20 protein-coding genes and 2 pseudogenes are annotated in these 26,184 nt (G+C 60.0%); 10 read left to right on the plus strand and 12 right to left on the minus strand.

What is annotated here, in order from left to right:
* The first annotated feature begins 186 nt into the window (after nt 1–186).
* Both AC3WOG_RS27600 and AC3WOG_RS27605 read left to right on the plus strand, forming a co-directional pair.
* Entirely contained in the window at nt 187–483 is a 297-nt protein-coding gene (locus AC3WOG_RS27600; RefSeq protein ID WP_492581019.1) for a hypothetical protein, read from the plus strand.
* A 248-nt stretch (nt 484–731) separates the two neighbouring features.
* Nucleotides 732–893: a hypothetical protein gene (locus AC3WOG_RS27605; RefSeq protein WP_408360579.1), complete on the plus strand. Its 162-nt coding sequence runs from the start codon at nt 732–734 to the stop codon at nt 891–893.
* A 63-nt stretch (nt 894–956) separates the two neighbouring features.
* Here AC3WOG_RS27605 and AC3WOG_RS27610 read toward each other — a convergent pair whose 3' ends face one another.
* Both AC3WOG_RS27610 and AC3WOG_RS27615 read right to left on the minus strand, forming a co-directional pair.
* Nucleotides 957–1,460, minus strand: a complete 504-nt coding sequence (locus AC3WOG_RS27610; protein ID WP_492581020.1) for a nuclear transport factor 2 family protein — start codon at nt 1,458–1,460, stop codon at nt 957–959.
* A gap of 764 nt (nt 1,461–2,224) precedes the next feature.
* A complete protein-coding gene (locus tag AC3WOG_RS27615; RefSeq protein WP_492581021.1) occupies nt 2,225–4,462 on the minus strand; it encodes a GGDEF/EAL domain-containing response regulator in 2,238 nt (745 codons plus the stop codon).
* Nucleotides 4,463–5,418: 956 nt separating this feature from the next.
* Between AC3WOG_RS27615 and AC3WOG_RS27620 the strand changes: the two genes are divergently transcribed.
* Entirely contained in the window at nt 5,419–6,051 is a 633-nt protein-coding gene (locus tag AC3WOG_RS27620) for a hypothetical protein (RefSeq protein WP_492581022.1), read from the plus strand.
* Nucleotides 6,052–6,320: 269 nt separating this feature from the next.
* Here AC3WOG_RS27620 and AC3WOG_RS27625 read toward each other — a convergent pair whose 3' ends face one another.
* The 3 genes and pseudogenes from AC3WOG_RS27625 to AC3WOG_RS27635 all read right to left on the minus strand — a co-directional run.
* Complete coding sequence (locus AC3WOG_RS27625) at nt 6,321–6,764, minus strand: hypothetical protein (protein WP_492581023.1); 444 nt, start codon at nt 6,762–6,764, stop codon at nt 6,321–6,323.
* Nucleotides 6,765–6,804: 40 nt separating this feature from the next.
* Nucleotides 6,805–7,212, minus strand: coding sequence for a hypothetical protein (locus AC3WOG_RS27630; protein WP_492581024.1), 408 nt, complete (start codon nt 7,210–7,212; stop codon nt 6,805–6,807).
* Between the two features lie 69 nt (nt 7,213–7,281).
* Nucleotides 7,282–8,175, minus strand: a pseudogene (locus tag AC3WOG_RS27635) (IS3 family transposase); the annotation flags it as partial.
* Between the two features lie 1,634 nt (nt 8,176–9,809).
* Between AC3WOG_RS27635 and AC3WOG_RS27640 the strand changes: the two are divergent.
* On the plus strand, nt 9,810–10,055 hold the full coding sequence (locus tag AC3WOG_RS27640; protein WP_492581025.1) for a hypothetical protein: 246 nt from the start codon (nt 9,810–9,812) through the stop codon (nt 10,053–10,055).
* Between the two features lie 357 nt (nt 10,056–10,412).
* A pseudogene (locus tag AC3WOG_RS27645) lies at nt 10,413–10,766 on the plus strand (DDE-type integrase/transposase/recombinase); the annotation flags it as partial.
* A 164-nt stretch (nt 10,767–10,930) separates the two neighbouring features.
* Here AC3WOG_RS27645 and tnpC read toward each other — a convergent pair.
* The 6 genes from tnpC to AC3WOG_RS27675 all read right to left on the minus strand — a co-directional run bounded on the left by tnpC (nt 10,931) and on the right by AC3WOG_RS27675 (nt 16,015).
* Complete coding sequence (gene tnpC, locus AC3WOG_RS27650) at nt 10,931–12,529, minus strand: IS66 family transposase (RefSeq protein WP_492581026.1); 1,599 nt, start codon at nt 12,527–12,529, stop codon at nt 10,931–10,933.
* Nucleotides 12,530–12,558: 29 nt separating this feature from the next.
* A complete protein-coding gene (gene tnpB / locus AC3WOG_RS27655; RefSeq protein ID WP_134965756.1) occupies nt 12,559–12,906 on the minus strand; it encodes an IS66 family insertion sequence element accessory protein TnpB in 348 nt (115 codons plus the stop codon).
* Nucleotides 12,903–13,349, minus strand: a complete 447-nt coding sequence (gene tnpA / locus AC3WOG_RS27660; protein WP_492581027.1) for an IS66-like element accessory protein TnpA — start codon at nt 13,347–13,349, stop codon at nt 12,903–12,905. Before tnpA ends, tnpB begins: the two co-directional genes overlap by 4 nt.
* Nucleotides 13,350–13,397: 48 nt before the next feature.
* On the minus strand, nt 13,398–13,721 hold the full coding sequence (locus tag AC3WOG_RS27665) for a hypothetical protein (RefSeq protein ID WP_492581028.1): 324 nt from the start codon (nt 13,719–13,721) through the stop codon (nt 13,398–13,400).
* Nucleotides 13,722–13,735: 14 nt separating this feature from the next.
* Nucleotides 13,736–14,677 (minus strand): RHS repeat-associated core domain-containing protein, encoded by a 942-nt coding sequence (locus AC3WOG_RS27670; RefSeq protein WP_492581029.1) that lies wholly within the window; start codon nt 14,675–14,677, stop codon nt 13,736–13,738.
* A gap of 564 nt (nt 14,678–15,241) precedes the next feature.
* Nucleotides 15,242–16,015, minus strand: coding sequence for an RHS repeat-associated core domain-containing protein (locus AC3WOG_RS27675; RefSeq protein WP_492581030.1), 774 nt, complete (start codon nt 16,013–16,015; stop codon nt 15,242–15,244).
* Nucleotides 16,016–16,233: 218 nt separating this feature from the next.
* On the opposite strand from AC3WOG_RS27675, the gene AC3WOG_RS27680 reads away from it, so the two are divergent.
* Entirely contained in the window at nt 16,234–16,650 is a 417-nt protein-coding gene (locus tag AC3WOG_RS27680; protein ID WP_492581031.1) for a hypothetical protein, read from the plus strand.
* Nucleotides 16,651–16,672: 22 nt separating this feature from the next.
* Here AC3WOG_RS27680 and AC3WOG_RS27685 read toward each other — a convergent pair whose 3' ends face one another.
* Entirely contained in the window at nt 16,673–16,882 is a 210-nt protein-coding gene (locus tag AC3WOG_RS27685) for a hypothetical protein (RefSeq protein ID WP_492581032.1), read from the minus strand.
* A gap of 334 nt (nt 16,883–17,216) precedes the next feature.
* On the opposite strand from AC3WOG_RS27685, the gene AC3WOG_RS27690 reads away from it, so the two are divergent.
* The 4 genes from AC3WOG_RS27690 to AC3WOG_RS27705 all read left to right on the plus strand — a co-directional run bounded on the left by AC3WOG_RS27690 (nt 17,217) and on the right by AC3WOG_RS27705 (nt 25,926).
* Nucleotides 17,217–17,648, plus strand: a complete 432-nt coding sequence (locus AC3WOG_RS27690) for a hypothetical protein (RefSeq protein ID WP_492581033.1) — start codon at nt 17,217–17,219, stop codon at nt 17,646–17,648.
* 1,769 nt (nt 17,649–19,417) lie between these two features.
* Entirely contained in the window at nt 19,418–23,089 is a 3,672-nt protein-coding gene (locus AC3WOG_RS27695) for an autotransporter outer membrane beta-barrel domain-containing protein (protein ID WP_492581034.1), read from the plus strand.
* Between the two features lie 538 nt (nt 23,090–23,627).
* A complete protein-coding gene (locus tag AC3WOG_RS27700; protein ID WP_492581035.1) occupies nt 23,628–25,442 on the plus strand; it encodes a histidine kinase in 1,815 nt (604 codons plus the stop codon).
* Nucleotides 25,443–25,644: 202 nt separating this feature from the next.
* Nucleotides 25,645–25,926, plus strand: coding sequence for a hypothetical protein (locus AC3WOG_RS27705; protein ID WP_492581036.1), 282 nt, complete (start codon nt 25,645–25,647; stop codon nt 25,924–25,926).
* The last annotated feature ends 258 nt before the right edge of the window (nt 25,927–26,184 follow it).

Raw genomic sequence — 26,184 nt, forward strand, 5'->3', positions numbered from 1 at the left:
TTCCATCCCAGGAACCACATACGCGCTTCGCTGGAGGGTCTATAACGAAACCCAAGGTGGGGAACTCGTTGCCCCCGCACAGACCCTGAAGTCAGCGAGTTCAACCTTGGAGGTGTAGCAATTACGATCCGATGAATCCATGTTTTCTCTTTTCGAATCTCGATTAGCTGGGTATCGGAGGTGACCATGGAGTACGAGTACGGCGGCTGGATCATTAACGCGATTCCGGATTTCTCCCTGGGGAAATTCTTCGCTCACGCGCGGCTAACCCCCAGCTCGCCAGAAAGTAATGTAGACACTGAAATGCACATCGAGCGCAATCTTGCCTGGTTCGATAACGAAGACGAGGCGATCGAGGTTGCGCGCCAATGGGCGATTGAGTGGATCGACGCGCGCAACGATAACCTCGCCAGCACGGAGGCTGATTCATCGATGTGGCGGGACGATATGCCGGCGAATACCCCTGCTCGCTGTGCCTTATAAACTGGTCTTTGGGTCCGGACGACTTTGTGTCATTTGACACTTGCTCAAGGTCGTTAAGCGCAAGCGTGACGGTTGCCTGACGCAGTTTGTCGAATTGCTCAGTACCGAGCGTCGTACGCAGTGGGCGCAAGAGCGCCTCCCGCAGCTAGAGCAGCACTGGCGAACGAAGCAAACGCCGCTATCACGGCTGGATAAAGAACGCTAACGCAGAAAAGGCGGGCCGCTATACGCAGAATTCGGCGTTTAGCTTGCGTTTCGACGTTCAGGCGGGGTGTCTTTCGGCGGGACGGCCGGCATCGCTTGCGGTCTTGAGCGGCGATCTGCGCGAGGTTGCGCCGCATCGAATCTCCGAGGTCGACACGGTGATAACGCTGTTCGAAGGGGAGGCGGTGTTCGGCAGCCGCGATTGAACCGCGGCGCGCTGTCTGTCGCGAGGCGAGACCCGCGGCAGACAACGTGTTTCGCCGGAGCGACTAGAACATCGTGTTGTCGTTGGCTGACTGCTCGGGCACGGGTTGAACCACATCCCAGTGCTCAGCGATCTTGCCGTGCTCGACGCGGAAGATATCCACGATGGCGTTGCCGCGGTCTTGCGGGTTGCCGGTCGAGTGAACATGCAGAAAGACGAGATCGCCGTCGGTCGCACTGCGCACGATGGCCGAACGGGCATCGGGGGCATGCTTGAAGTATTCGGTAAAGAAGCTGATGAACGGCGCGGACCCGGTGGGCACATGCGGATTGTGCTGAATGTAATTCGGTGCGAGCACGATGCTAGCAGTCCTGAGATCGTGCCGGTTGAACACCGCATCGTAGAAGTTCACGACTAGCGCGCGGTTGCGCTCTTCCTGGGCAATATCGCGAGCGGCCGGATGAACCGGCGCGACGCTATCTTCGGCGCGGGCCACATGGCTCGCGATCAGCACAAAGAAAGCAGCGGCGGCTGCCGCGCGCTGGAGCAGGGAGGTTCTGTTTGCCATGACGGTCCCCTTCTTTTCGTTGAAAGCCGGCGGCTGCAAGGACTTTAGCATCCGCAGGTGGCGACGACGAGACGGATCTTGCCGGCGCATCGACGCTCCCGCGCCGAACCCTATACGGGGTCTCCTTGTTTTCCGTGCACAGAGTGACGGTAGGTGTTGAAGTCCGTAGTAACTGCTAATCGTGTCCGTACATTACGCTAATGCAAGACTGTATTTTGGCCCCGCAAAATAAGGCATATCAGCGATTTCGCATGCCTTTCTAGGCGTTGCGTTTCAGCAACGCACGCACGCTCGGATGTCCGTTGATCTTGCTAACGCGTTTGTCGTGTCCACTAATTCGGCTAATGCGCCTGTAGAGGAGCCCAATGGGTGCATTCGCTTGAAGCGGCAGGAAGTGCAAATACCGGAGGTCATTTTTTTTGATCCTCGGAAGGTGCCCATCTCAGCGCAGATCAAAAGCGCCATCCAGTGCGGCACTTCGTGTGTCACATTGGGGGCTTTCAACATCCCCTTGTGTGGATGTTGGTCAGCGGCGTCGTCCTTCGCTTAGTCAGTCGTGTCGGGCAGTGAGTTCGCGTTGCGGTAGAAGAGCCGCGCTAGCAGAATTAATGGACATAATTAGCGCTCCAACGGACATCATTAGCGGAATTTGCGAACTTCAACAGCAAGGAGCCCGCGCTCTCCTCCGCCGCAGACCCGGCCCCAGCCCAGTAGTCCCTGCGCCATCACCAAAGCCGGCCGGGCTTGAACGATGGACGCATGCACTACGTTGATTCGGCGATGTGGCCCTGGCGCAGCAGTGCGCTGGCCTCAGCGGCCGCCACCGCCTCGCTGAAATGAAAGCCCTGCGCCTTCGTCGCCCAATTCGTGTCAGCGAGCAGCAGACGCTGCTGCTCGGTCTCTACGCCCTGCGCAATCACGCCGATACCGGCCTCGCGCGCGAGGTTGACGATGGCACGGATCGTCGCCGCAATCCCTGGATCGCTGGTGGACCGGTGGATGAGCGATTGAGCAATCTTCAGATGGCTCACGCGCCAGACGCGGACATAGTCAAACGATGTGTACTCGCTGCCGAAATTGTCGATGGCGATCTTCACGCCGAGTTCGCGCAGCGCCCGGAGCACGTCGTTCTGGGACCACGCGAGCCGGGTCAGGGTCGCCTCCGTCACGTCGAACTCCAGGTCGGACGGGGCAAGCCGCCATTTCGCGATGGTTTCGGCGACATCGCGAATGAACGTCTGAGCGCTACCAAGCTCGCACAAGGACAGATTGACGGCGATCATCAGGGGGGCCACGCCTTCGTCACGCCATACCCTCATCTGCCTGCACGCCTCATCCAGCACCCAGTGGCCAAGCGCTCTCATCGTGCCGGCCCGCTCAGCGATCGGCACAAAATCGCCGGGGGCAAGGAGGCCGCGTGTCGGATGATGCCAGCGCACCAGCGCTTCCATCCCGACAATGTTCCCGGAGGACAACTCGACCTCGGGCTGGTACTGGAGTTCCAGTTCGCCGCGATCCGCTGCGCCTCTCAGATCATCGGCGAGCGTCATCCGTTCGAGCACGGACTGGTCGAGCCCGTCGGAATGGAAACAATACCGGTTGCCGCCATCTTGCCTGGCGCGGTGGAGCGCGAGATCAGCCTGCATCAGCAGCGCGTGCGCGTCGCTACTTCCCTCGACGTAAGGACTGACCCCGATACTGGTGGTGATCCGAACATCGTTGCCATCGAGGTGGTAGGTGAAGGCCAGTGCCGTCCGGAGTCTCACCGCCAGGCTCCCGGCGTTAGCGGGCTCGCCCATCTCGCCCTGCAGGATGGCGAATTCATCCTCACCCAGTCGGGCCACCAGATCGCGTTCGCCCATGCAGGTCGTCAGACGCTTCGCGACCTCCCGAAGCAACAGGTCGCCAACCGGGCGACACAGTGTGTCATTGACCGACCCGAAATGATCGAGACCCAGATGAAAGACCGCAAACGGCATGGCGCCGCGTTGGGCGGCCGCGAACGCGTGGCGCAGCCGGCGTAGGAATGTCTTCCGGTTCGCCAGTCCCGTGAGCGCATCGGTACCGGCGAGCCGCGCGGTTTTCTCCTCCGCGGCCTGTTCCCGGGTCATGTCGAGGATCATCCCTTCGATTTCGATGAGCCGTCCCTCCCGGTCGCGCACAGGGACGAAGCGGTTCTCGACACAACGACAGGCCCCGTCGCCGGTGCGCAGGCGGAACTCGACCGACGCGCCCGTGACGCCCCGGTCCAGCACGCGCGCGATGGCCGCCTCGACCCGCGTCCGATCGCGCGGATCGACGAGCTCCTCGACCCAGGCTGACGAGGCCAGCAAGGCGTCACGGTCGTGACCGAACCGGGTGATGCCCTGTGATATATACAGGAGTGAAAGCCCGGGCTCGCCACGCAGACGGTAGAAGATGACCGGGCCGTTCTCCACGACGAGATTCGCCTCGTCGAGCTCCCTGGTTTCTCCCTCGATGGCCCGCGCGAGGTTGCTCATTCCGACAGCGGCCGCTCCTGTCGTCCGCCGCCTGGTCGTGAGTATGCTCGCCACCTGACGTATCCCGGCATGGTTCGGTGGCTCGTCAGGAATGAGCAGCCGGTCGTCTGCTCCCAGGCGCGCGGCCAGCGCTTCCCGGCGGGCGTCGGCATCCGCGTTTATCAGCGCGAATTGCAATTGCGGGTCTAACTGCCAGAGCCGCCTGATCGTCGTCGGGCCGTCCCAGCCGGACGACATGCGCATGTTGAGGAATGCCATCGCATAGGGCCGGTTCTGCCCAAGTGCGCGCTCGACCTGCGCAAGCGCTTCCTGGCCCGAATGCGCGGAGTCGACCGGAAACGCCTCGCGAGCGACCGGTACTCCGCTCGACAGGGCCGTCCGGGTTGTCGCCAGCGCGGTTTCACTGTCGGGGTGGCCAGCGAGAATCCTGCGCAGATCCTCCTGCGTCACCGCGTTGTCGTCGATTACCAGAATGCGTCGATTGGCCGGATCGGCCTGCATTTTTGTCCGGGATCCTTCACGGACCCGGTGGCCGTGCCCGGGTAGAACGCGCGCACACACCGGTGCCGTCACGGTGTTCCTCGCGTTGTGTGTTCCGCCCCTCGACGGCCAGTGCTGCACGGTATGGGCCGAAGCCATGATTCCCCCGTTGGTGGTGCGGCCGCAATGGACGGCGCGCGTCAGGCTGTCCCTGACCTACCGATCACGGCAGTACCGCATGCCTGGCTCCTCGCTTCACTGGGCCGCGAGGCGCGTGCCGCGCATTCGGGGCGTTGCAGGGACGCCGTCCATTGCGCTCCCCACGGCGCCGAGCCGATCGGCGGTACCTGCTGACCGGAGAGACCCGAAGGGCAAGCAGCGTCCGGCACGAGCCATTCGCGCATGCGATGCACCGGGGCTGTGCTGTGCATGTCTCGCTTTTCCCGCAGCATGCCAATTCCGTCAGATGATAGGAAGTATAGTTCCGCCATGCCGTCTCGCAAGTCCAGACATTCCTTGTTTTCGCGCGCCGCGGAGCCTGTGGGCCTGCGATCGGGAAACGGTCAGCTTTTTCGCCCGGCCCTAAGAGGATAGGAGCAAGGATTCGTGCAGTTTTGCGCAACATCGCCCGGCAAGCGTTGTCGCTCAAGGCTTTTAGCCGCGTGGTACGATCCGGCCGCTTGCCCCAATTGAAGCAGTCTGAAAGTATCACCTGCAGAGCCAGGCCCCGCCTGGCGGGATCTTGTATGAATCAAGGTTAGCTTTAACTGGGATGAACGTGCCACTGATACGCATTTCCGCGCGAATCTTTACCCTTGCCAATGTTTGTGCGAGCTATCTAGCCCGTTACCCTCGTCTTACAGACCGTCGAAGCGTCAAGGCCACCCTTGGGGAATCCTGGCGGAGAGCCTACTATTGTCTGATCAAACGTCCGCCCGGCACAGAGAGGGGAACGTGGTCAGGAGGAGGTGAACGTCATGTCCTGCACGGGCCGTACCGGCAAGAAAGCGGCCGCCGAGTCGAGGGCGAGGGCGCTTTGGATGTTCGAAGGGACAGTAACCGAAATGGAATGGGTAGAAGCGCCATACCTGTCGACAGCCGATACCAGGCGTATTGCGGTGGCCGAACTCTGTCCGTCGCTCGAGTCCGTTGTGATGAACGTCTGGACCGACGAGGTGCCTGCAAGCGAGCATCCAACTATCGTCCGGCAAGTGAAGTCTGGCGTTCGTCATGGCTGTTCTGAGCTGCTCCGCGAAGACAATGAACAGCGAGAGGTCGCAATGGGGAGGGTGCTCTTCACCCTTCCGCCGTACTGGGAGCCTCCGGCTGCGCAGACAGAGCCGCAGTGGCCTCTACATCAACTGCGGGCATTCCGCTGGTCTGCCGCGATTATTGCGTACGCCGTTCGCAACGCGATCGAGCCTTTGCATACTCGGTACACGTCGGATGAGTCGATGCCGCCACTGAATAGAGGAATCCGAAATACGGTGTACGTGACGCTGCTTCGACGGCCGGAGGTCGGATGGCGGCTTAGCGAGCTTCCTCGTGTCTTCATCGAAGAACATTTAAAGCGCGGAGTGCGCATCCAGTTGCCGCGCGTTGTTGGTTGACCGGCCGTGGTGCGTTAGCACCCGTCATGGGAAGCTCACGCTGCAGTGACTGGGCAATGTAATTCAGCAGGGAAATCGCACGCAGACTGTTTTCGCGAGTGCCGTAGTCGACTGATTCCCCGTGCAGTACCGTGTGCCGGTTGAGCCCGGAGAACCCACGCCCTCGCGACGATAGCGACATGGTAGCGGGCATATCGGTGTCGAGGGGCGCAAGATACGCTTGAGCAAGCTCCGAACCGGCGCGCCCCTTCAGGTCCGCGATCACTTTTTCACGCCCCGTCCGCTGGAAGAACACCAACCGCAGGACATCCGTACAGATCCCGTCTACCTGGGCAAAAGAAAACGGGAATCGAAAGCAGATACTGACCGTTGGCATGAGCGTCAAATGCGGCACCAAAAATGGCGTGACGAGCCGGATATGCCGCGATCAACTCGGCACGGATCGCATCCGCGCGTCGCCCGAAATGCTCAACCATCAGGGCTTCGGCGTCAGCCTCGCGCCCCCCGTCGACGTGGGCCTTGAACTTCCGCGACTTCGAAATGCCCATCCGTAAGTCAACATACCAGCCATAACGGCTCATCGCCAGCGCCTCAGCAGTTAGCCTGCCGGTGTCCACCGTCAGCTTACCCAACGTCGGGATCGACAGCAGGCCGTGCGTCAGACGAATTGAGAACGCGTTCGGGTCCATGAATTTCATTCCGATCTTGCCCATCTCCGTCCTATTTTTCTATTCGCCCACGTATGCCGAACAGTTAGCGTTGACTATCGAGAAAACGCCGCACCCGTTCGACGCTTCGGCTAACGCCGTCGACCGTCCACGAGAATTGAACGGTTAATGCCAATTTGCGCGACGTGTGCGCTGCCAATTGCGGCGGTGTGCGCGCGATGTCCCACGCTTGGAGTAACCCGTCGAACGACGGGACCGCGACGGTCTTCAGGACCGGCAGTGCCTGTCCTGTCACCTGATATTGGACTCGCTCGTTCGCCCTCACAGCGGGTCGCTTAACTCGCTCCAGTGCGCCGTGTCGCACACCATACTGGACTGCATCAGAAGCGTCGCGCGAATTCATTACGCCGTTGGCCGCGATCTGAGCAACCGTAGCTGGCTGATGTTGACGCAGCCACCGAATGAGCTTTTGCGCATTGTCGTGTGCCTTCATGACCTTGCCCCTGTTTCGCGAATCCCATAGCTGAGGGAATTATGCGGCTCGCCCCGGCTGAGCCGCGAACTAGTTTTTCTCGAACATTATCGGGCTAACGTAGTTCAACGTTGAATGCAGCCGCCGCGAATTGTAAAAGCCGAGCCAGTCGACGATTTCATCCATCACCGCACGCCGGGTCGCGAAGTGCTGTCCATGCAGACGTGCGACCTTCAGCGAACCCCACAGGCTTTCGGTCGAGGCATTGTCCCAGCAATCACCGCGCCGGCTCATCGACGAGCGCATGCCGTAAGCCTTCAACGTGTCCTGGAACAGCCCGCTGCAATACTGGCTACCCCTGTCGCTATGCACGATGACGCCAGCCTCAGGGCGACGCCGGAACCACGCCATGCGCAACGCATCCGTGACCAGCACCGCCTTCATGTGTGGCTGCATTGACCAGCCCACTACCTGCCGGCTGAACAGGTCGATGATGACCGCCAGATAGACCCAGCCTTCGGCCGTCGCACAGTACGTAATATCACTCGTCCAGACCTGGTTCGGTCCCGTCGCCGTGAAGTTGCGCTCCAGCAGGTTCGGCGCCACCGGCAGGTTGTGATTCGAGTTTGTCGTCGCGATGTACTTGCGCTCGTGCTTCGCACGGATGCCATGCTGCGCCATCAGCTTGCGAGCACGCTCCTTGCCTACACGCTCGCCGCGCGCAACTAGCTCCTTCCACATGCGCGGCCAACCATATTCGCCCTTGACCTGCGCGTGAATTGCCTTGATGTGTGCGAGCAGGGCGTCGTTGCTAATACAGCCTCTGTGCGGCTTGGCGCCGCTGGTGCGCTGCCGGCGCTGATGATATCCGCTGGGACTGATTTCCGGCGCTTCACACAGGACTGAGACTGGCCAGTGGTGTCGATTCCGCTCAATGAACGCGCACTTCACATCGACTCCTTCGCGAAGTGCGCCGCGGCTTTCCTAAGAAACTTACCTTCCCACTGCCGAGTCCCATCCGGCAAGCATCAGCGCGACAACGATGATCGATCGATTCATGTTTTCTCCGTCGATGATGGGTCTTGTGCTGCTACAACGACGATTCTGCCTCTCGTTTCCTTGCGTTAGGCGCGTGGGGATCGCGTCACTCCTGAGTCGCGGTATAGCAACTCGGCGCCGTTTTTGCTGGTGGGGTGCCTTGCCAACAACGCTTCATTTCGCCCGTGTTCGTATCTAATCTCCATGCATTGCCACCGCTATCCACAGCCAGTTGGTAGTGGCCTGATGCCGTGGGCGAAGCATCATGCGATGCTTGGCCGCAGCCAGTGAGGATCAGGGATAGCGCGATAGGGATGAGTTTCATATGGCTTTTCCTTCCAATTTGACCCGAGCGGCGCTTACGCTTTCGGCTGATTCGCGTTCGGCAGATTTCGAACTTCGATAGGAAACGGTCGCTCTCTGCGGAATGCCTCTGCAGCCTACTGCGTAGGCGGGGGTGTGCAAGGTGAAACCGGAATCAACACCCTACGATCTGTCGACGCGACCGCGATCGGTCGGCCCCCTTTTGTGTAGAGCAACTGAAGGGAGCCACGTGGACCGTGGCCGCTGTCGATGTCGGCCGCCAGATTAGCACCCGCTGGAATCCCGCCGACGCTCAGTCCCGACATCATTGCCGGACGATGTTGCGGATCATGCCAATTGACATTGGCAACCTGCACGTAGAAGTTTGGCAGTGTGCCATGGCTATAGAGGGTTCCCAGCGTCTGCGTCAACCTGATCGCACACGTGGCGCACGGTGCAGGGCGGTTCGCCGACATCAGTTGTTGGCCGACGCGCTGCACCTCAGCTTGGCATGACACAGGGCCTTGCACTTGCGCCTGCGCGGGGAATGCGTGAAAAGCGGCCAACGGGCAGACCAAACCCACAGCCCGCCAAAGAGTCGCCAGGCGCCGGCGCGGCGCATTGAAAGAGGTAACGGATCCGATCAACGTCATGGCGAAATCTCCATAGGGGGCGGGCGTTCCTGGTTCTGCCGGCATCAGTCCGGGACGGGACTCAGCCAACGCCTCAAGCGTCTCCGGCTACCGGCCGGCGTTCGGGGCGCAACTCGCGCCGGCTGCTTTCCTGGATGAAGGGCCATCCGGGAGGAAGCGATTTGATTTAAGGCCACGCACGACACAATTTCCGTCCCACGATAGTCTATTTGGCTGATTATGCGAATTGCATGAACCTGCTTTGAACGTTGAATTTGTACCCAACGATAGTTAACGGCATCCACGCATTAATCTTTATCTAAAACCCCGTCGAATGTCGCGATAGTTTGTGCGCTCATGTGTCAGGTAGATACAGCGGGGGTAACAGCCCTTCGTGATCAAACCACGCAAGCTGAACTCTTCGCGTCGCGCGATGCCTTCTATGATCGGTCCCGGCTCAGGCGGCCATTCGATGCTCGTAGTACGGTCGCTCCCGATCATCGAGAATCGCGTACTGTGCCGCAAGATTGCGACGTCGGATTCCACCTGATAGCCGATCAATTCAACGGGCCAACGAACAGACTCAATGTTGTTGCTGGAAATGGTGCGTACATAGACTCCTATCCCGATAGAAATATATATCTTATGAATGAGGAAGGGGAATTGCAAAATCGTCGCAAAGGTCTAAATCTGAGTGGCTACAAGAGCTGGGAGCATAGCGTTGGCGATCTCGCCGATGCCAACGCCGCCAGTGGGAAGAAAGTTCGGGTAAAAATTGAATTGAAATATAAGACTGGCGATGCAAGGCCGGAAAAAATAAAGTGCCGTCATATGTTGGATGGGGATAGCAAGTGGAATGAGAGGGAATTTAAGAATGAACCGGGTGGTTAATGGATAAAATGGGTGTTGAGCAGCAAGGCTTTCCGAGCAACTCCAATTCTCGTCAGAAGGTCCACCGCCAATGTGCAGCAATCCGTCGATGATCGTCGTCGCCCGTTCGCCCAAACACCCCATGCCTTTTTGGGGTAATCGTGCGATTCGTGCGAAATCTGGCGTGGCCGCATGCTGAGCCGGTCGCAGCAAGGCTCCGAGGCGCCACGTTTTTCGAGCAATAGACGGATGTGCAACTCTTTGCTTGATAGAGATTTTCAGAAACAAACCGCCAGAAGTTGCAGGAAAAGTACATCACCCCCACCAAGGGGTGAGGCGGCTTAACGTGCAATTTTTTCCGAATTCTGAAGCTACCCGTTTTTCAGAAAGGCGATTAAACATCAGGGCCAGCCGCCTGAGACGATCACGCTCGATGGGTATGGCGCCTCGCACCGGGCGATGCGTGAGATGAAGGCCGATGGGCTGCTGCCTGCGGACACGAAGGTCCGGTTCTCGAAGTATCTGAACAATCTGATCGAACAGGACCATCGAAACATCAAGTCGAGAACTAACCTGATGCTCGGCTTTAAACGATTCAGGAGCCCCGCGACCACGATTTCGGGAATCGAGTTGATGCATCGCATTCGCAAGGGGCAGTTCAATCTCTCCATTCCCGGGCTCAAAGATACCACTGAGCCCGCCGTCCGGAATGCTGTCCTGTTCGATCAATAAGGTATCCATACCTATAGGAAACGTCTCGGCCAGTTCACCTATTTGCACCAAAGCCCAGCGCTGTACCAGCTACGCCTGGTTAAGTTCACTCCGCAAGAGACTTCTCAAACAGTAAGCGGTGCATCACGGCCGTGGTTGACAGCGATGTGCGGCGCGTGACTACGTCAGGTTGACGCCGGATGCAGCGAAGCGGCGACACGCCACGGCAACAGCTCATCAACCCGGTTAATCGGATGGTCTGCGATGTGGGTGAGGACGTGACGCAGATATGCCTCGGGATCGATGCCGCCGAGCTTGCAGGTGCCGATGAGGGAGTACATCGACGCAGCACGCTCGCCGCCGCTGTCGGCGCCCATAAATAAAAAATTCTTGCGTCCCAGGCTGACGGTTCGCAGTGCGTTTTCCACGATGTTATTGTCGATCTCTACCACGCCGTCGTCGCAGTAATAGATGAGTGCTTGCCACTGGTTCAGGAAGTAGTTGATTGCCTTCGCCGTTTCCGACTGCAGCGAGAGGGTCAACAGGCGATCCCGCAACCACCGCCCGAAGTCGTCGAGTAACGGCCGTGCCTGCTCCTGTCGCACACGCTGGCGTACTGCAGCTGGCTGACCTCTGATGGCGGCTTCAATGGCGTACAGTTCGCCGATGCGGCGCAGCGCCTCGGTGGTTGTCGCTGTACGGCGGCGATCATGCAGCTCATGCACCTTTCTTCTGGCATGGGCCATACAGGCCGCCTCACGCACGGTGCCATTGATGTAGATTTCGTTGAATCCAGCGTAGGCGTCGGCCTGCAGTACGCCCTTGAATCCGGCGAGATGCCGCTGCGGGTGCTGGCCCTGACGGTTTGGCGTATAGGCAAACCAGACTGCGGGTGGGTCCAACGATGCTGAATTCCGGTCATCGCGCACGTAAGCCCACAGCCGGCCTGTTTTAGTCTTGCCGTTGCCCGGTTCGAGAACCGATACCGGGGTATCGTCTGCGTGGATCTTGTACGCGGCGAACACGTACCGGCGCAGTGCGCTGACCAGCGGATCGACGAGCGCGCCGCAGGCGCCTACCCAGCGTGCCATCGTCGAGCGCTCCAGTTCAACACCCTGCCGGGCATAGATCACTGCTTGCCGGTACAGGGGCTGGTGCTCTGCGTATTTGGAAACCAGAATGCGCGCGAGCAGCGCCGGACTGGCAAAGCCCCGCTCGATCGGTCGGCTCGGCGCAGCCGGTTGAACAATGCAGTCGCAGCGTGTACAGGCCTTCTTGCGGCGAATGGTGCGGATGACCCTGAATGCGCTGTTGATGATATCGAGTTGCTCGGCGATATCTTCGCCCAGAGGTTTCAGTTCGCCGCCACATGCCGGACACGCTGACTCGACGGGATCGAGAACGCGATCCTCCCGTGTCAGGTGATCGGGTAGTGGTTGCCGGGCCGGTTTCTGGCGTACGACGGGGTTCTCTTCCGGCTGCGAGTCTTCCTGTGCCGCGCCTTCCTCCGCCATCAGGTCTTCCAGCCGGGTCTCGAGCTGCTCGATCTGGCGATCCAGCTTCTCCGACTTGCGGCCGAACTGCATTCGCCGCAGCCGGGCAATCTGAAGTTTGAGCTGCTCGATCTCGAGGCTCCGGATGCTCAGCGCCTGCTCAAGCGTCGAGACCCGATCGCGCAATTGCTGCACCACGCCATCACGTGCGGCGAGTTCCGCGTCGCGTGCCGCCAGCAAGGCCTTCAAGGCCTCGATGTCGTCGGGCAGTGATTCCGGAGTGCGTGGCATGCGCGCAGTTTACGCACATGCCAATGCGTTTACAACACCGACATTGGCGGCCAGGTGCGCTCCGGCTGTTTCCAGTTGATGCCCTCGAGCAGCATCGATAACTGGGCCTGCGTCAGATGAATCTTGCCGCTATCAGCCTTTGGCCAGACGAAGCGGCCGCGTTCGAGCCGCTTGGACAGCAGGCACAGGCCGTCGCCTGTGGACCATAAAATCTTGATGACGTTACCGCGCTTGCCCCGGAACACGAAGACGTTCCCGGAGAACGGACTTTCCTGGAGAACGGCTTCGACCTTCGCTGCCAGACCCTGAAACCCGTTGCGCATGTCTGTCACACCCGCAGCGATCCAGATTCGAGTACCTGCAGGAAGGCCTATCATCGCGCGTCGCCCGGCGTACGGGAGAGTTCGCGTATCAGCAGGCGCAACACGGACGGCGAGACCTCTCCGCTGATCCGCAGGCGCGCGTGGTCGAACTCGACCTCGCAGACCCCACCGTCAGTCGTCGCGGTCGATGCCGGTGGTACAGAAAGCGGCTTCGCAACATCGTCGATAACCGTCACGGGCAACAACGGTGTTTGCGTTTCCTGCTGCGATATAGGCGCCGCGTTTGCTTGCACCGTCGGCAAACCATAGGCACCCTGGAGATATTGACGGCGCCACTTGAACAGCAGATTGGCGTTGATGTCGTTCTGGCGGGCGATCAACGCAACCGACGCGCCGGGTTCGAAGGACTGCTCTGCCAGTTGTCGCTTGAACTCCATCGGGAAGTTCGGCCGCTTGTACGGCCCGCTGTTGCCACGCCCACTCAATACGTCGTCCACTTTGGTGTCCGCAATGTGATTTGGTGGGCACCAAAATAGCCGGGCCGTTCAGCTACGCATAGACGGTCGTGGCGCACCGCTTACCTCAAACATGCTCTTGTGCCAATAGAACTGCTCGTCTTCTAACCACGCAAATCGCTTCCTAGTCGCCAGTTCCCGTAGGGGAGTAAGCGGGATCCCATATCGCCAAAGTAGCGCGATCAAATCCCATACGGCTTCCTTATTTAGAGAGCGTATGTCGATATCCATCTTCAGTCCCCTTCCCACCCCTTGGATGTGCTTGATCGCCGCTATCTCCCTTAGCCCCTGGAAGAATCGCCGCTCGTCACCCATCGAATAAAAGGTGCACAGGTTGATTTCAAGTTGCATCATTCGAAGCCTCGAAACTATCGACGGTACCCACCGGGGTAGACGTTGTCGTATCCACCAACGGGCTTCTGGACGTCCCAGCGAGGGCCACCGTGTGCGTGACCTCTACTTGGGTCGTATGGCCCCGTCGGCACCCACACGTTGCCATCAGCGTCGCGCCAACCATTCCCTCTCCCGTTCGGATTTTTGACCCAATCATCACCGCCCTTAGATGAGCAGAAGCCTTCCGCATCTCCGGGCTTGCCAGGCGCCTTTGGCCCGGTCGGGTCATAAGCATTTGCGGGCGGCTTGGCCGACGTAACTCCGATCACTAAATCGGCAAACCACTTCGGAACACCACCCGCCCCAGGGCCGCCACCCGGCACTCCTGGAACTGGCGTAATGGGGAAAGGCAACGCCTGCAACCCAGCCGGATCGGTGAACGAGACCGGATTTCCACCGACATAGGCATACAGATTAACGCCGCCTGCCAGCCCGATTGGGTCTTCAATGATGAAGCGTGCTGTGGTTGGACTGTAGTAGCGATTGCGGTAGTAGTACAGACCGGTGGCATCGTTCTCGCGCCCGGTGTACTGCACGGTGCTGGCATTGGCCTCGCCGCTCGCGGTCGTGTTGCCGTACGGCTCGTACGCGTAGTTCGTCTTCACCGCGCCGCTGCCGTCGGTGAGCGCCACCGTGCTGCCCAGCGCATCGGTCACGAAGGTTCTCGCGCCGAGACTGTCGGTGCGGGTGAACACCTCGTCGATCCCGAGGCCCGTCAGCAGGTTCGCGGTGGGCGTGGCGCCGGCCAGTTCCTGCACCGCACTGGCGCCGTCGTAGAGGAAGTTCGTCGCCGTGCCGTTCACCGTGCGGCCGTTTCGCCGCCCCGCGGCGTCGTAGGCAAAGCCTGCTGTGGCGGCCCCGGCAAGCGAGGCGAGCCGGCCGCGCGAATCCCACCCGTAGGCAAGGGGCAGATGCACGATAATGGTTTCGCCAAAACCGCAGCGGAGCAATTCTATTCGCTGGCTATGTAAGCATTCCTAATCATATCTGGACTTTCTCGTCCCGCCCGCCTTATCGCGACACAACCCGTAAATGTCCCGGGGGAATCCCAAGTTCAATCCCTCAAGAACTTGGACTCTGGGCAAACCCACGGTCGCCAATCACTAATGAAGAAAACGTAGCGATTACCTGGCGCCGAATTCGAATTTTTTGCATCCGGCGTTCGCAGTAATCTAATTCTAACGGTTTTAGCAACCACGCCTGACTTTGTTCTCAAGGTCGCACTGTCTAGACTTCCTTCGACTGCTTCAAGGCGGCCAAATCTGTATCCGGCAGCCATGTAGAAGTGAGCAACGGCAACAACCAATAGACTAATTCCCGCGAACCCAAAAGCGGCCCCTCCAACTGAATCACCAGTCATGCCAAAGTACGCTAAAGCTTGCTCCAATGCGTAGCTACCCAGCAGGATGGATGCTAGACCCATGAATGCGTATATGTTTGAGCGGTACTCGGGTTTCATTTGCAGCCTCACTTCGCATTGCTCACTTGCCCAGTTGATTCCCAACTAGCCCCACCGTTCCAGAGACACCAGCGCCAGGAATTCCAGCGAGGGCACGCTGACCAACCTGACTGGCAACTGAACCTGGGAAGCTAGTTCCCCAGGCACCTGGAGCCAAGACGCCACCAAGTGCTCCACCGACAATCGATCCTGCAACAGCACCGCCGTTGAGGCCCTTAAAGCAGGGATCACCGATGCCTTGCATTTGACCAAGCAGGTTCGAGATACCCCCCGCTGCCGCGCGCAGTGCCATCTGCCCCGGCAGAGACGCACCAATCCATGCGCCAGTACCGCCAACAAGCGCGCCCGTAGCTGCGCCGAACAATGCGCCACGCCAAACGCTCCCGCCCGTGGCTGCTGCACCCATGCCACCGCTGATGCCTCCGATAATTCCGCCAGCAATTGCACCAGGGATGCCAAATTCACCCGTTGGGTCAATCAGACTGATTGGATTTCCGTCCACGTAGGCATATAGATTAACTCCGCCGGCCAGCCCGATGGGGTCCTGGCTGATGAACCGAGCGGTTGCCGGACTGTAGTAGCGGTTGCGATAGTAGTACAGACCGGAGCCATCGTTCTCGCGCCCGGTGTACTGGGAGGCGTTGCTGTTGGCCTCGCCGCTCGCGGTGGTGTTGCCGTACGGCTCGTACGCGTAGTTCGTCTTCACCGCGCCGCTGCCGTCGGTGAGCGCCACCGTGCTGCCCAGCGCATCGGTCACCAGGGTTCTCGCGCCGAGACTGTCGGTGCGGGTGAACACCTCGTCGATCCCGAGGGAAAAACAAAAACAGACCAAACTTATGGAATTCCTAAACCTTTTTGGAACTGGTATCACAGACAATATAAACAACCTGGAGATCCGGATTTGGGAAAGGATGATGCAAGAGAGCTATACAAAGATTGGCTTAACCAAGGCAAACCGGGGCCAGATGGTGGCAATGGTGGCGGTCAGTGTCGCTAGCGAGCATAGGTGAAAATATGGAAGCTGTTCTTCGCGTGTATGGAAAGAAAATGGATATTTCCGGGGTGTCCTCGCTCGCGCGAGTGCAACCGTATCGAGTTGATCGGGACGGCGTTGGTCGATCAAAAACCAATTGCCTTCACTATGAGGTTGTTCCTTTGGAGGATCTTGGCTTTTCAAGCTTGCTCACAAAGATGATGAATTTTCTGAAGGAAAATGAGGATTTGTTATTAAATGTTAAGAGTCGATCCGACCTAGATGGCGTTGTGCTCGATATTGGTGTGACCGTCCCAATAGATATATTTGCTTCATCATATGAATTCCCAAATTTCTTTTTGGCCGAAATAGCCCACCTTGGATTGTCAGTTGAACTATCTGTCTACAAGGAAAGTTCATCAATTAATTGCCGCGTTGGCGGAGGAGAAAGTGCCTAGCTAATCGGTCGACCGGCCATGTCTAGGAGGTTGGTGTACCGGCTTCGGATTGCACGTCGTCCCCCATGACGTGCTCCCCGTTCCGGTCGAAGCGGACGAGCTGGCGCCGTCCGCCCGGGTAGTGCTTCTCGACGAGGCCGGCGGGCGTGTTCTCTGTCGTGCAATAGATGGGGTTGCCCCTGGCCAGATGGCCGCGCGCGGCGGCGCCGTCGTCATGGGCGAGAGTTGCCAAGAACGCCTCCAGTTCAGCGGGCGTCATGTCATCGAGCGGGATCAGCGGCTGTCAAACGAAGTAAAGTTGGGACAAATTTACTACTAAAGTTGCAACCTCGATGCGTAAAGCGCTGTGCTGCATCAAAAACTCATTCTGCATCAGTCATTTAACGAGCAATTGACGTAAAGATGCAACCCCTATCAGGATTGCCGTCTGATTTCGCCGTCAACGCGGATAGCCGATTCCGCCATCAAGAGGCATGCTCGCGTTTCCCCGGAGCGCCGCCAACTCGCAAGGGCGTGCGAGCCGCGCGTTCAGCAGATATTTGCCTCGGGCACGCATGAAGAGGGCGATGCGTGACCATAACCAGGCTGACGTCAGGAGGTCTTCCGAGAGCCAGCTGTTCACCTGGTCGCGCCAGGCGCGAAGCGGTACATTGGCGGGCCGGTGGGGCACGTGGGCAAGCCATCCGGCCAGACCGACGGCCGGCATGGATAACCGAGCCCTTGGCGCACATGCGCGCGAGAAACCGTACCAACTCATCGACCAGCCGAGCGCTGGCGAGATCTTGTGCCGAGACCACGAATTTGTGAACTGGCTGCGCCAAGAGCGCGGAGGTACGGACGTGGCGGAACACGTCACCGAAGAGATCGTGTCCAACACGCTCCACCGTGTGCTCATACTCGCGAAAGTCCATCCCGAAATGCGGCCAGTCGATCTGGATGTAGGGCGATTCGTTGGTTTCCCGGTAATCATCGTCGGCCGTCATGTTAAGGCGAGTTGAGCATGCAGCGGCCGAGGGAGTGGAGCGCCTGCCGAGCAACTCTAGCGAGGAAGGCGGCGGAACGTCGTAGAGCCGGTTCAATAGCCGGACATGGCTGGCCAGATGGGCCGCACGCCCGTTCAGCCAGGGCGGCGCCTGGGCAACAAACCTACCAGTGGTTGGATCACGGAGTCGATCCGTGGGCGCAGTCATAGGCGTCACGCTGTCGGCAACATAAAGCTGCCACCTCCGTAGGACCCGGGCAGCCTGTCCAATGATCGGCGTGCATCGTCCTGCCGGTCGATCTAGTACGGGCAACCAGCACGTATCGCAGCGGGTGCACGACAGCGGATGGACGGCCATATCGCGATTAAGGGCGTACGGGATGCCGGCTGCGCATCGCTGACATCCGCTGCGCAGACGACGCTTGTGTATCGGGCAGCGTTCGATGAATCGCCATTGAAACCACGCGGCATGGAAGCCCTGCTCGAGACACGCGGGGTAATAACGTAATTCGGTACCCTTATCGCGTGGTTAATCGTGTCGGAGCTAAAAGCGATGTGTGTCAGCAAAGTCTGGATTGCTGTATCGAAACTGTTCATTTCGGCACATCCTCTTAGACTTATAGCTATAAGAATGCCTGGCTTGCGCAAGCTGACGCCTGTTTTAACTCAGCCGCAAGTGAGCCAAGTATGCCACCCTAAAAGTAAGGCAAAAAAATAAAAAGGCAGGAGCCGGGAGAGAAGCATTAACCGTTATCAGAAGTGCGGGCGCTACTCGCCCCACGGTTGCGCCGATACGCATCACGGCAGCAGCCAGCATTGTTTCGCGAGGAGGCCGAGGCGCTGATGGCAGGTACAGCTGCTGGGCAGCGGTTACCGTCACACAGGGGCGCGTTGATAAATAAGCTTCGCCGCCGATTTCCAGGCTGAAATATGTGGATCAGCGGGTTTCATATTGCAAGCCAGCAGTTTGGGCCGTGATGGATTTTTCGCTATATGCGGAACAAATAATTTCCCCAATAAGATCCGGTCGAGAAACATACGCACCCCATGATTGAAAAAATCGTCACGAGGACACCCCCGGACGGGCATGCCTAACTTTGGTTATCGTGCGCGGGAGTATCCAGTGGCGATTACTGACACAGCGATTGTCGACTGTTTGGACCGCCATGTTGATCGACAGCAACTGGCCGGCGTGCGCCCGCCGGGAACTGGCTCCGCTCTCCAGCGCGGGCGTCTGCGCCTTCGCGGTATTCGCTGGCAAGCAACTCGGCGCAGTTGACATGTTTACTTCGCGTTTCGGAAGCCGTTGTCCAACCAGGTTTCGTCGGCATTGAACGCGCCGTGAGCTGGCGATTGACGATTTTAATACACAAGGTTGACATTTGTATTGCACGGCCTCCGGATTTAACCGGATCGTCGGTTTAACATTTGTTAATAGTTTTTTCTAACGGCTTATATATTATTCGCGACGTGCCGTCGATTCGGTTGCAATGTCATCGGTTCTGGCTGCATAAAAATATGAAATACAAGGCATCAGGCGGTTCCACTGGAACTGCCAGACAGGCAATCTTCGGCTTCCGCTGGTAGGTAATGGCGAGGTGGCGCATATCGATTGTCTGGGGGAAATACTCGTTTCGGAATAACCGGATGTTCCGCCGGCGCCACAATGGTGCATGCGGCTTGCAAGCTCGCGGGGCGTCAATTAACTCCCATATTCTGGGATTCTGTTTGCCAGATTATATATGTAGCATAACTAATTAATTGAATTAGATTATGGAGAAATATATGTCCAACAAGTTCATGAACAGCCAGTTCCGTGTCGATCCGCTCGCGCAATCGGTCAAGCGCAGTAAATTGAGACGCAACAGTATTCCGCGGCAAAGCGCAACCTGTCTTGCGGCACTGGCGTATATCGCGGCGATTCCTTCCTTGTCTTATGCGAACTGCACGACATCGAGTAATACGACGACGTGCGACACGAGTGCTCCGTCGCCCTGGACAAGCACGATCGGGACTGGCCCCACCACCGCTTCCGGCGCAACCGTGACGATAGGACCGAACGCACAGGTCGTGGTCGGCGATGTGACAGCGGTCGCGCTTGCCGATAACGCCACCATCGTCGTCCAGTCGGGTGCGCAAGTGAAAAACACCGCGGTGAGCGGCACCGGCACCTACGGCACCGGCGCCAACACGATCGACTTCCGCAACAACAGCACGCTGACGGTGGAGCAGGGCGCGAGCGTCATCTCGGGCGGAACGGAAGGGGATGCCGAAGCCGTCAATCCGGAGGGCACGGGCAATACCATCATCAACAACGGCACGATTCAGGGTGTGCATAGCGCCGCCATCTGGTTCCAGAACGCGTCGGGCTCGAATACCGTCATGAACAATGCGACCGGTGTGATCGAGGCGCCGGGAAATGTGATGGGGGCCTCCGGCAACGGCGCGGTGGACTTTACCAACCGCGGACAGGTGATCGGCAATCTGGTTTTCGCCGGCGGCAACGATACTTTGCGGCTTTACACCGGTTCATCAGTGAGCGGAAGCATCAACGGAGGCGGCGGCCACAACCTGTTGACCCTGAACGGCACCGGTACCGGCACGCTGCCGACCGGCATCACGAATTTCCAGACGCTGCAAAAGCAAGACGGCGGCACCTGGACGATCACCGGTTCGATCGGCGCGATGGGGGTGACGTCGGCCGAGGTGCAGCAGGGAACACTCGCGCTGACCGGCAACAACACGGCATACACAGGCACGATGCTCGTTGATCAGGCAGGCATCCTCCAGGGTTCGTCGCAAAGCCTGCCGGGCGCGATTGTTGATAACGGCCTTGTGCGGTTTGCGCAAACCACCAGCGGCAGCTATACGGGGCTCATTAGCGGCACCGGTTCGGTGGAGAAAGACGGCGCCGGCACGCTCACGCTTGCGCCGACCGCGGCGGGCGGCAATACCTATACAGGGGGCACCGTGCTGAAGCAGGGCGTACTCTCGGTGTCCGCGGACAACGCGCTCGGCGGCACGGCAGGCGGGGTGACGTTCGACGGCGGAACGCTGCAGATCGGCAGCAGTTTCGACCTCGCGAGTACGCGCGCGTTGTCGGTGGCCGCGGGCGGCGGCACGATCGATACGCAGGGCTTCCAGTCGACGATCGTGCAGGACGTGACGGGCACGGGATCGTTCTTCAAGACCGGCTCCGGCACGCTGACGATCGACGGCTCGCTCATTGGTCCGATCGCCGCGGAGGTGCAGCAGGGCACGCTCGTGCTCAACGGCAGCGGCGCGCAGCATACCGGCAGCGTGACGGTCGATCAGCCTGGCACGCTGCAGGCGAGCGCGCAAAGCCTGCCGTCGACGGTCACGAACAACGGTCTCGTGCAATTCGAACAGAATGTCGACGGGACGTATGCCGGGCTGATCAGCGGGACGGGCGTCGTCGAGAAAGACGGGAGTGGCACGTTGACGCTTGCACCGACTGCGTTGGGCGGTAATACGTACACCGGCGGTACGGTGCTGAAACAGGGTGTCCTGGCAGTGGCCGCCGATAATGCGCTTGGCGGCGCTACCGGTAGCGTGACCTTCGATGGCGGCACGCTGCAGTTCGGCAGCAGCTTCGATCCGGCCGGCACGCGTGCGATCTCAATCGCGGCAGGCGGCGGCACGATCGATACGCAGGCTTTCCAGTCGACCATCACGCAGAACGTCACCGGTACCGGTGCATTGACCAAGGTGGGTTCGGGTACGCTGGTGCTCGATGGGACGAATACGTGGTCGGGCGGCACGACGGTGAGCGCCGGCACGCTCGCGGTCGGCGACGCGTCCACGTCCGCCGCGTCGATTACCGGCGCGACGGGCGTGGCTGCGGGAGCGACGCTCGGCGGCTACGGCAGCGTCAACGGCGACGTCACCAACAACGGCACGCTCGCGGTTGCGAATGCGCTGGCGCAGTTTGCCGGCGGCGCCCACGGGAATTTCACGATCAACGGCCAGCTGACCAACGCGAACCTCGTGCAGATCGGCGGCGGCCAAAGCGCCGGCAATGCGCTGGTCGTCAATAGCTACGTCGGGAACAACGGGACGATTGCACTGAATACCGTTCTTGCAGGCGACAACGCGGCTTCGGACAGGCTGGTGGTGAACGGCGGCTCGGCAACGGGCACGACCACACTGAAGGTGACGAACGTCGGCGGCCAGGGTGCCGCGATTACGTCGAACGGGATCCAGGTCGTCGACGCGACGAATGGCGCCACCACCGATGCCGGCGCGTTTTCGCTCGCAGGCGGGACGATGAAAGCAGGCGCCTACGAGTACTACCTCGCCAAAGGCGGCGTGACGGCCGGCACGTCGCAGAGCTGGTACCTGCGCAATACTGTGATCGCGGCGCAGAGCGCGCCGGCGGACACGAACGGCAGCGGTAGCAGTAGCAGCGGCACGGCACCCGTCACCAGCACACCCGCGCCGGGCACGCCCGCGCTGCCCGCTGCGGGTGCTGATCCAATCACGCTCTATCGTCCTGAAGTTGCCCTTTACGCGGAGCTTCCTGCCGTTGCTCGCCAGCTCGGCATGATGCAGATCGACAACTTCCATCAGCGCCAGGGCGAGCAGTCGCTGCTCGACGAAAACGGCAAACTGCCGGCGGCGTGGGGACGCGTATGGGGCGGACACAGCACGCTGTCGCAAAGCGGCGACGTCGCGCCGGAGTTTTCCGGCTCGATGACGGGAGCGCAGGTCGGTCAAGACATCTACGCGAACACGACGGCGAGCGGTCACCGCAACCACTATGGGTTCTTCCTCGGCTTTGGCCGGGCCACGGGTGATGTCAGCGGCTACGCTGTCGGCGTGCCGGACGCCGCGGTCGGCCATCTTGCGATCAGCGACTACAGCATCGGCGGTTACTGGACTCACATCGGGCCGAGCGGGTGGTACGCCGATGCGGTGATTGCAGGCAGCTCGCTGGTGGCCGATTCGTCATCGCGGGACGGGATTGGCGCGACGGCGCACGGAAGCGCGGTGACCGGCTCGATTGAAGGCGGTTTGCCGTTTGCGATCGGCCACTCGCTGACGCTCGAGCCGCAAGCCCAGCTGATCTGGCGACACCAGAGCATCAGGGACCTGAACGACGGGATCTCGAACGTGACGTTCAGCAACGGCAATACGGCGGTTGGCCGTCTCGGCGTGCGGCTCGCCGGCGTTTATGAGGCGGCACGCGTGACCTGGCAGCCTTATCTGCGGGTCAACGTGCTGCGCTCGTTCGGCAGCAGCGATAAGGCGACGTTCGGCGGCGTGACGCCGATCAGCACGTCGGTTGGTCAGACGACGGCGCAGATCGACGCGGGGCTGGTGGCGAAGCTGACGAAGCACGGCAGTGCGTTTGCGACGGTCAGCGTCGGCACGAATCTCGGCGGGGAGCACCAGCGCACGGTCACCGGGAATGTCGGCGCGCGCTGGGCCTGGTAACGACACGCTTGCGAAGTTCGCGGATACACATAGAAAAAATAGAGATGTCCGCGAACACAGCGCTGAACTGGCCTTCCCGGCCAGCTTTCACCCGGCTATACAGCGTCAGTTCAACCACTCCGAGCGTCTTCGACGTCGACACGCGCGAGCTGGTGACGGCGGAGGCCTCGGCGGTGGTCGTCGGCAGGTGTCAAACGACACAAAGTTGTCCGGGAAATGACCCAAAGCTCCTTCAAGGCCGGGGACGCGCGCGAGGCGGCCTGGCCGACGCAGTGATCGGGCAGCTGAATTGCCGTCCGCTTCATCGACTGGAGATGAGGGTTCTCCAACACTTTTCCCGGCTGTCACTCGTACCATGTTCCACCACCCTGACTGTCATTGGAGGGAAGTCTGACGTATCGGCGCGGGCGCGAAGCGCGGATTGGACGGAACGTTATGGCCGCCGGCGAAGGAAGCCACGACATACTCCGGCATGGCGGCGAGTCTCATATGTATGTAAAAGTTCGTTTCTTCAAGATAGCCGGGGTCGAACGTGCGCATGAGGATTAGGGGTATCCCCTTGTGGGGGTGGGCGGCCGCAGCGGCGCTGTACTTTGGCGTCGCTGCGGTCGCGGTCGAATTCGTGTGGGACCGCGCGATCGACGGGCTGGCGGAGGTCGGTGCCCACCGGCTCGCCTTGTACGCGACCGATCTCCACAGCGAACTGGTGAGGCACGAGATGATGCCCGCGATCGTTGCGCGGCAGGAAAGCGTGCGGGCATTGTTGAGCGCCGTGCCCCCGGCACCGGCGGATCTGCTGCAAACCGTCAATACCTATCTTGAGGCAGTGAACCGCGAAGCCGGCAGCGTCGCCGTGGACGTCATCGACCTGCACGGGTCGGTCATTGCGGCGAGCAACTGGAATCAGCCGGTAAGCTTCATTGGCACCAACGTATCGTATCGGCCGTACTTCAAGGACGCTCTGGCACACGGCTCGGGCCCGTTTTTCGGCATCGGCACCAACACGGGCATACCTGGTCTGTATTTCGCGAGCGCGGTGCGCGACGGCAAAGTGCCAATCGGTGTGACGGCGGTGAAGGTCAGCCTCGATGCGCTCGAATCTGCATGGCGAACGCCGGCTGAAGCGGCCATGGTGGTCGACGGCAATGGCGTAATCGTGATTTCGACGGTGCCTGGGTGGAAATTCATGGCGCTGCGGCCCGTCACGGCGGAGCAGCAGCGCCGGATCCAGGCATCGCGGCAGTATGCGGGCCGCACGGTTCAGGCGCTGCCTCATCGCCGCCTTGGCGACTGGAGTTCCACGGCCTGGTTTGCACGCTTTCCGGACTGGACCCACCCCAACCACGACAGGCGCTATCTGGTGGTGACGCGACCTGCGCCTCAAGCCGACGAATCGATCATGGTCCTGCTCGATGTTGCCGGAGCGCGGCATCAGCAGCTCATCGCGCTCGCGTTTGTCACCGGCGGCTTCCTGATCGCCGGGCTGTACTGCCTGTATGCGATCCAGCGTCGGCGCGCAGTCACAGAAAAGCTCGAGGCACAGGGCGCGCTGCGCAGTGCCCACGACCGGCTGGAAGTCACGGTTCAGCAACGCACGGCAGCATTGACGCAGGCCAACGAAAGGATGCAGCAGGAGATCGAGGAACGCACGCGCACCGAGCAGTATCTGTTCGAATCGCGCGAGCAGTTACGCGAGCTGTCCGCGCACATGGAGGCCATTCGGGAGGAAGAACGCAAGCGCATCGCCCTGGAAATTCACGACGAACTGGGTCAGTTGCTGACCGCATTGAAGATGGATGTTTCGTTGTTGAAGATGCGGCTCGGTGCTGACCACGAAGCGAAACGGAAGGCGGACGACATGCGCGAACTCGTCGAGAAAACGATCTGGATGGTCCGCAACGTCGCGAACCATCTGCGGCCGGCGGCGCTGAACTTCGGGATCGTTTCGGCACTCGAGTGGCTGGCCGAGGACTTCGGCCGGCGCAACGGCATTCCGTGCCAGTTGCGCATCCATGGCGGCGAGCCGGTGCTGCCTGAGGCCTGCGCGACCGCGGTGTTCCGGATCGTGCAGGCTTCGCTGACCAACGTGTTACGTCATGCGGGTGCCACGCGGGCCGACGTCACGCTGACCAGCACCGCGGCGGCACTCGACCTCCGCGTCAGCGACAACGGCCGCGGTTTCGATCCGGCGACGGCGTACAGCGGCAATTCCTACGGCCTGCTCGGCATGCAGGAACGCGCGCGCCTGATCGGCGGGACGATGACGATCGACAGTGCGGCCGGCACGGGCACAGTCATTGGTATACATATTCCACGCACAGTTGGGGCAGACAACGATCGGACGTCTGAATAGTTCGGAGTGAAGATGGAAATCGGATTAGTGCTCTCGATTCACCGAGGTCGGTCGTTCGGTGTTTGCGGCAGTTTTCGGTGGATTTGCGGGTTAACACCCACGATTTCGCCGCAGCACAGAAAGCTGGCGGAAGGTATCCGGTTTCTATAATCCGTTTCAACATGGCGCGGGCCTGCAATCAGCACAACGTGTGGATACAGCGATGAAAGATGCCGAAATCGAGCGGTGGCCATTTGCGGTCCTCGCGTGCGTCTGTCTGGGTGGCCTGATGTTGAAGGCGTGCGCGTTTGGGCAATACGCTGCCACGCTTGATGGTGTGGTAGCTCGTACATGTAGCGACCTGCTGGTCTTTCTCGGGGGCGTTGGAAGTGCCGGGCTTCTTTGTGTCAGGCTTTTCGGTCCGGCGAGGGTTGACAGCACGCTTTTCTGGGTGTTCCTCGCGGGAATCATCGGCGCTGCGATCCTGTTTTGCGGGGGAACCTGACGGAAGACATGGACATGGCACGCATCATTCATCGACGCAGGAGTTGGCGATGATCGAACGCAGAATGTCGCTACGTGCGGTCATCGACAAATGGGTTGGACGTACGGCGACGAATTCCATCAGGGTCATCCGACACGGTGATGCACGATCGAGGCGGTACGTGCACGTCTCGCTCTCAGGGTCGCAGACGGCGCACATGATCTTCTTTTTTCGTCACGACAACGGTAGCTGGAATGTCTTTCCGCCAGAGACTCAACG

Source organism: Paraburkholderia sp. FW306-02-B (assembly GCF_058782725.1).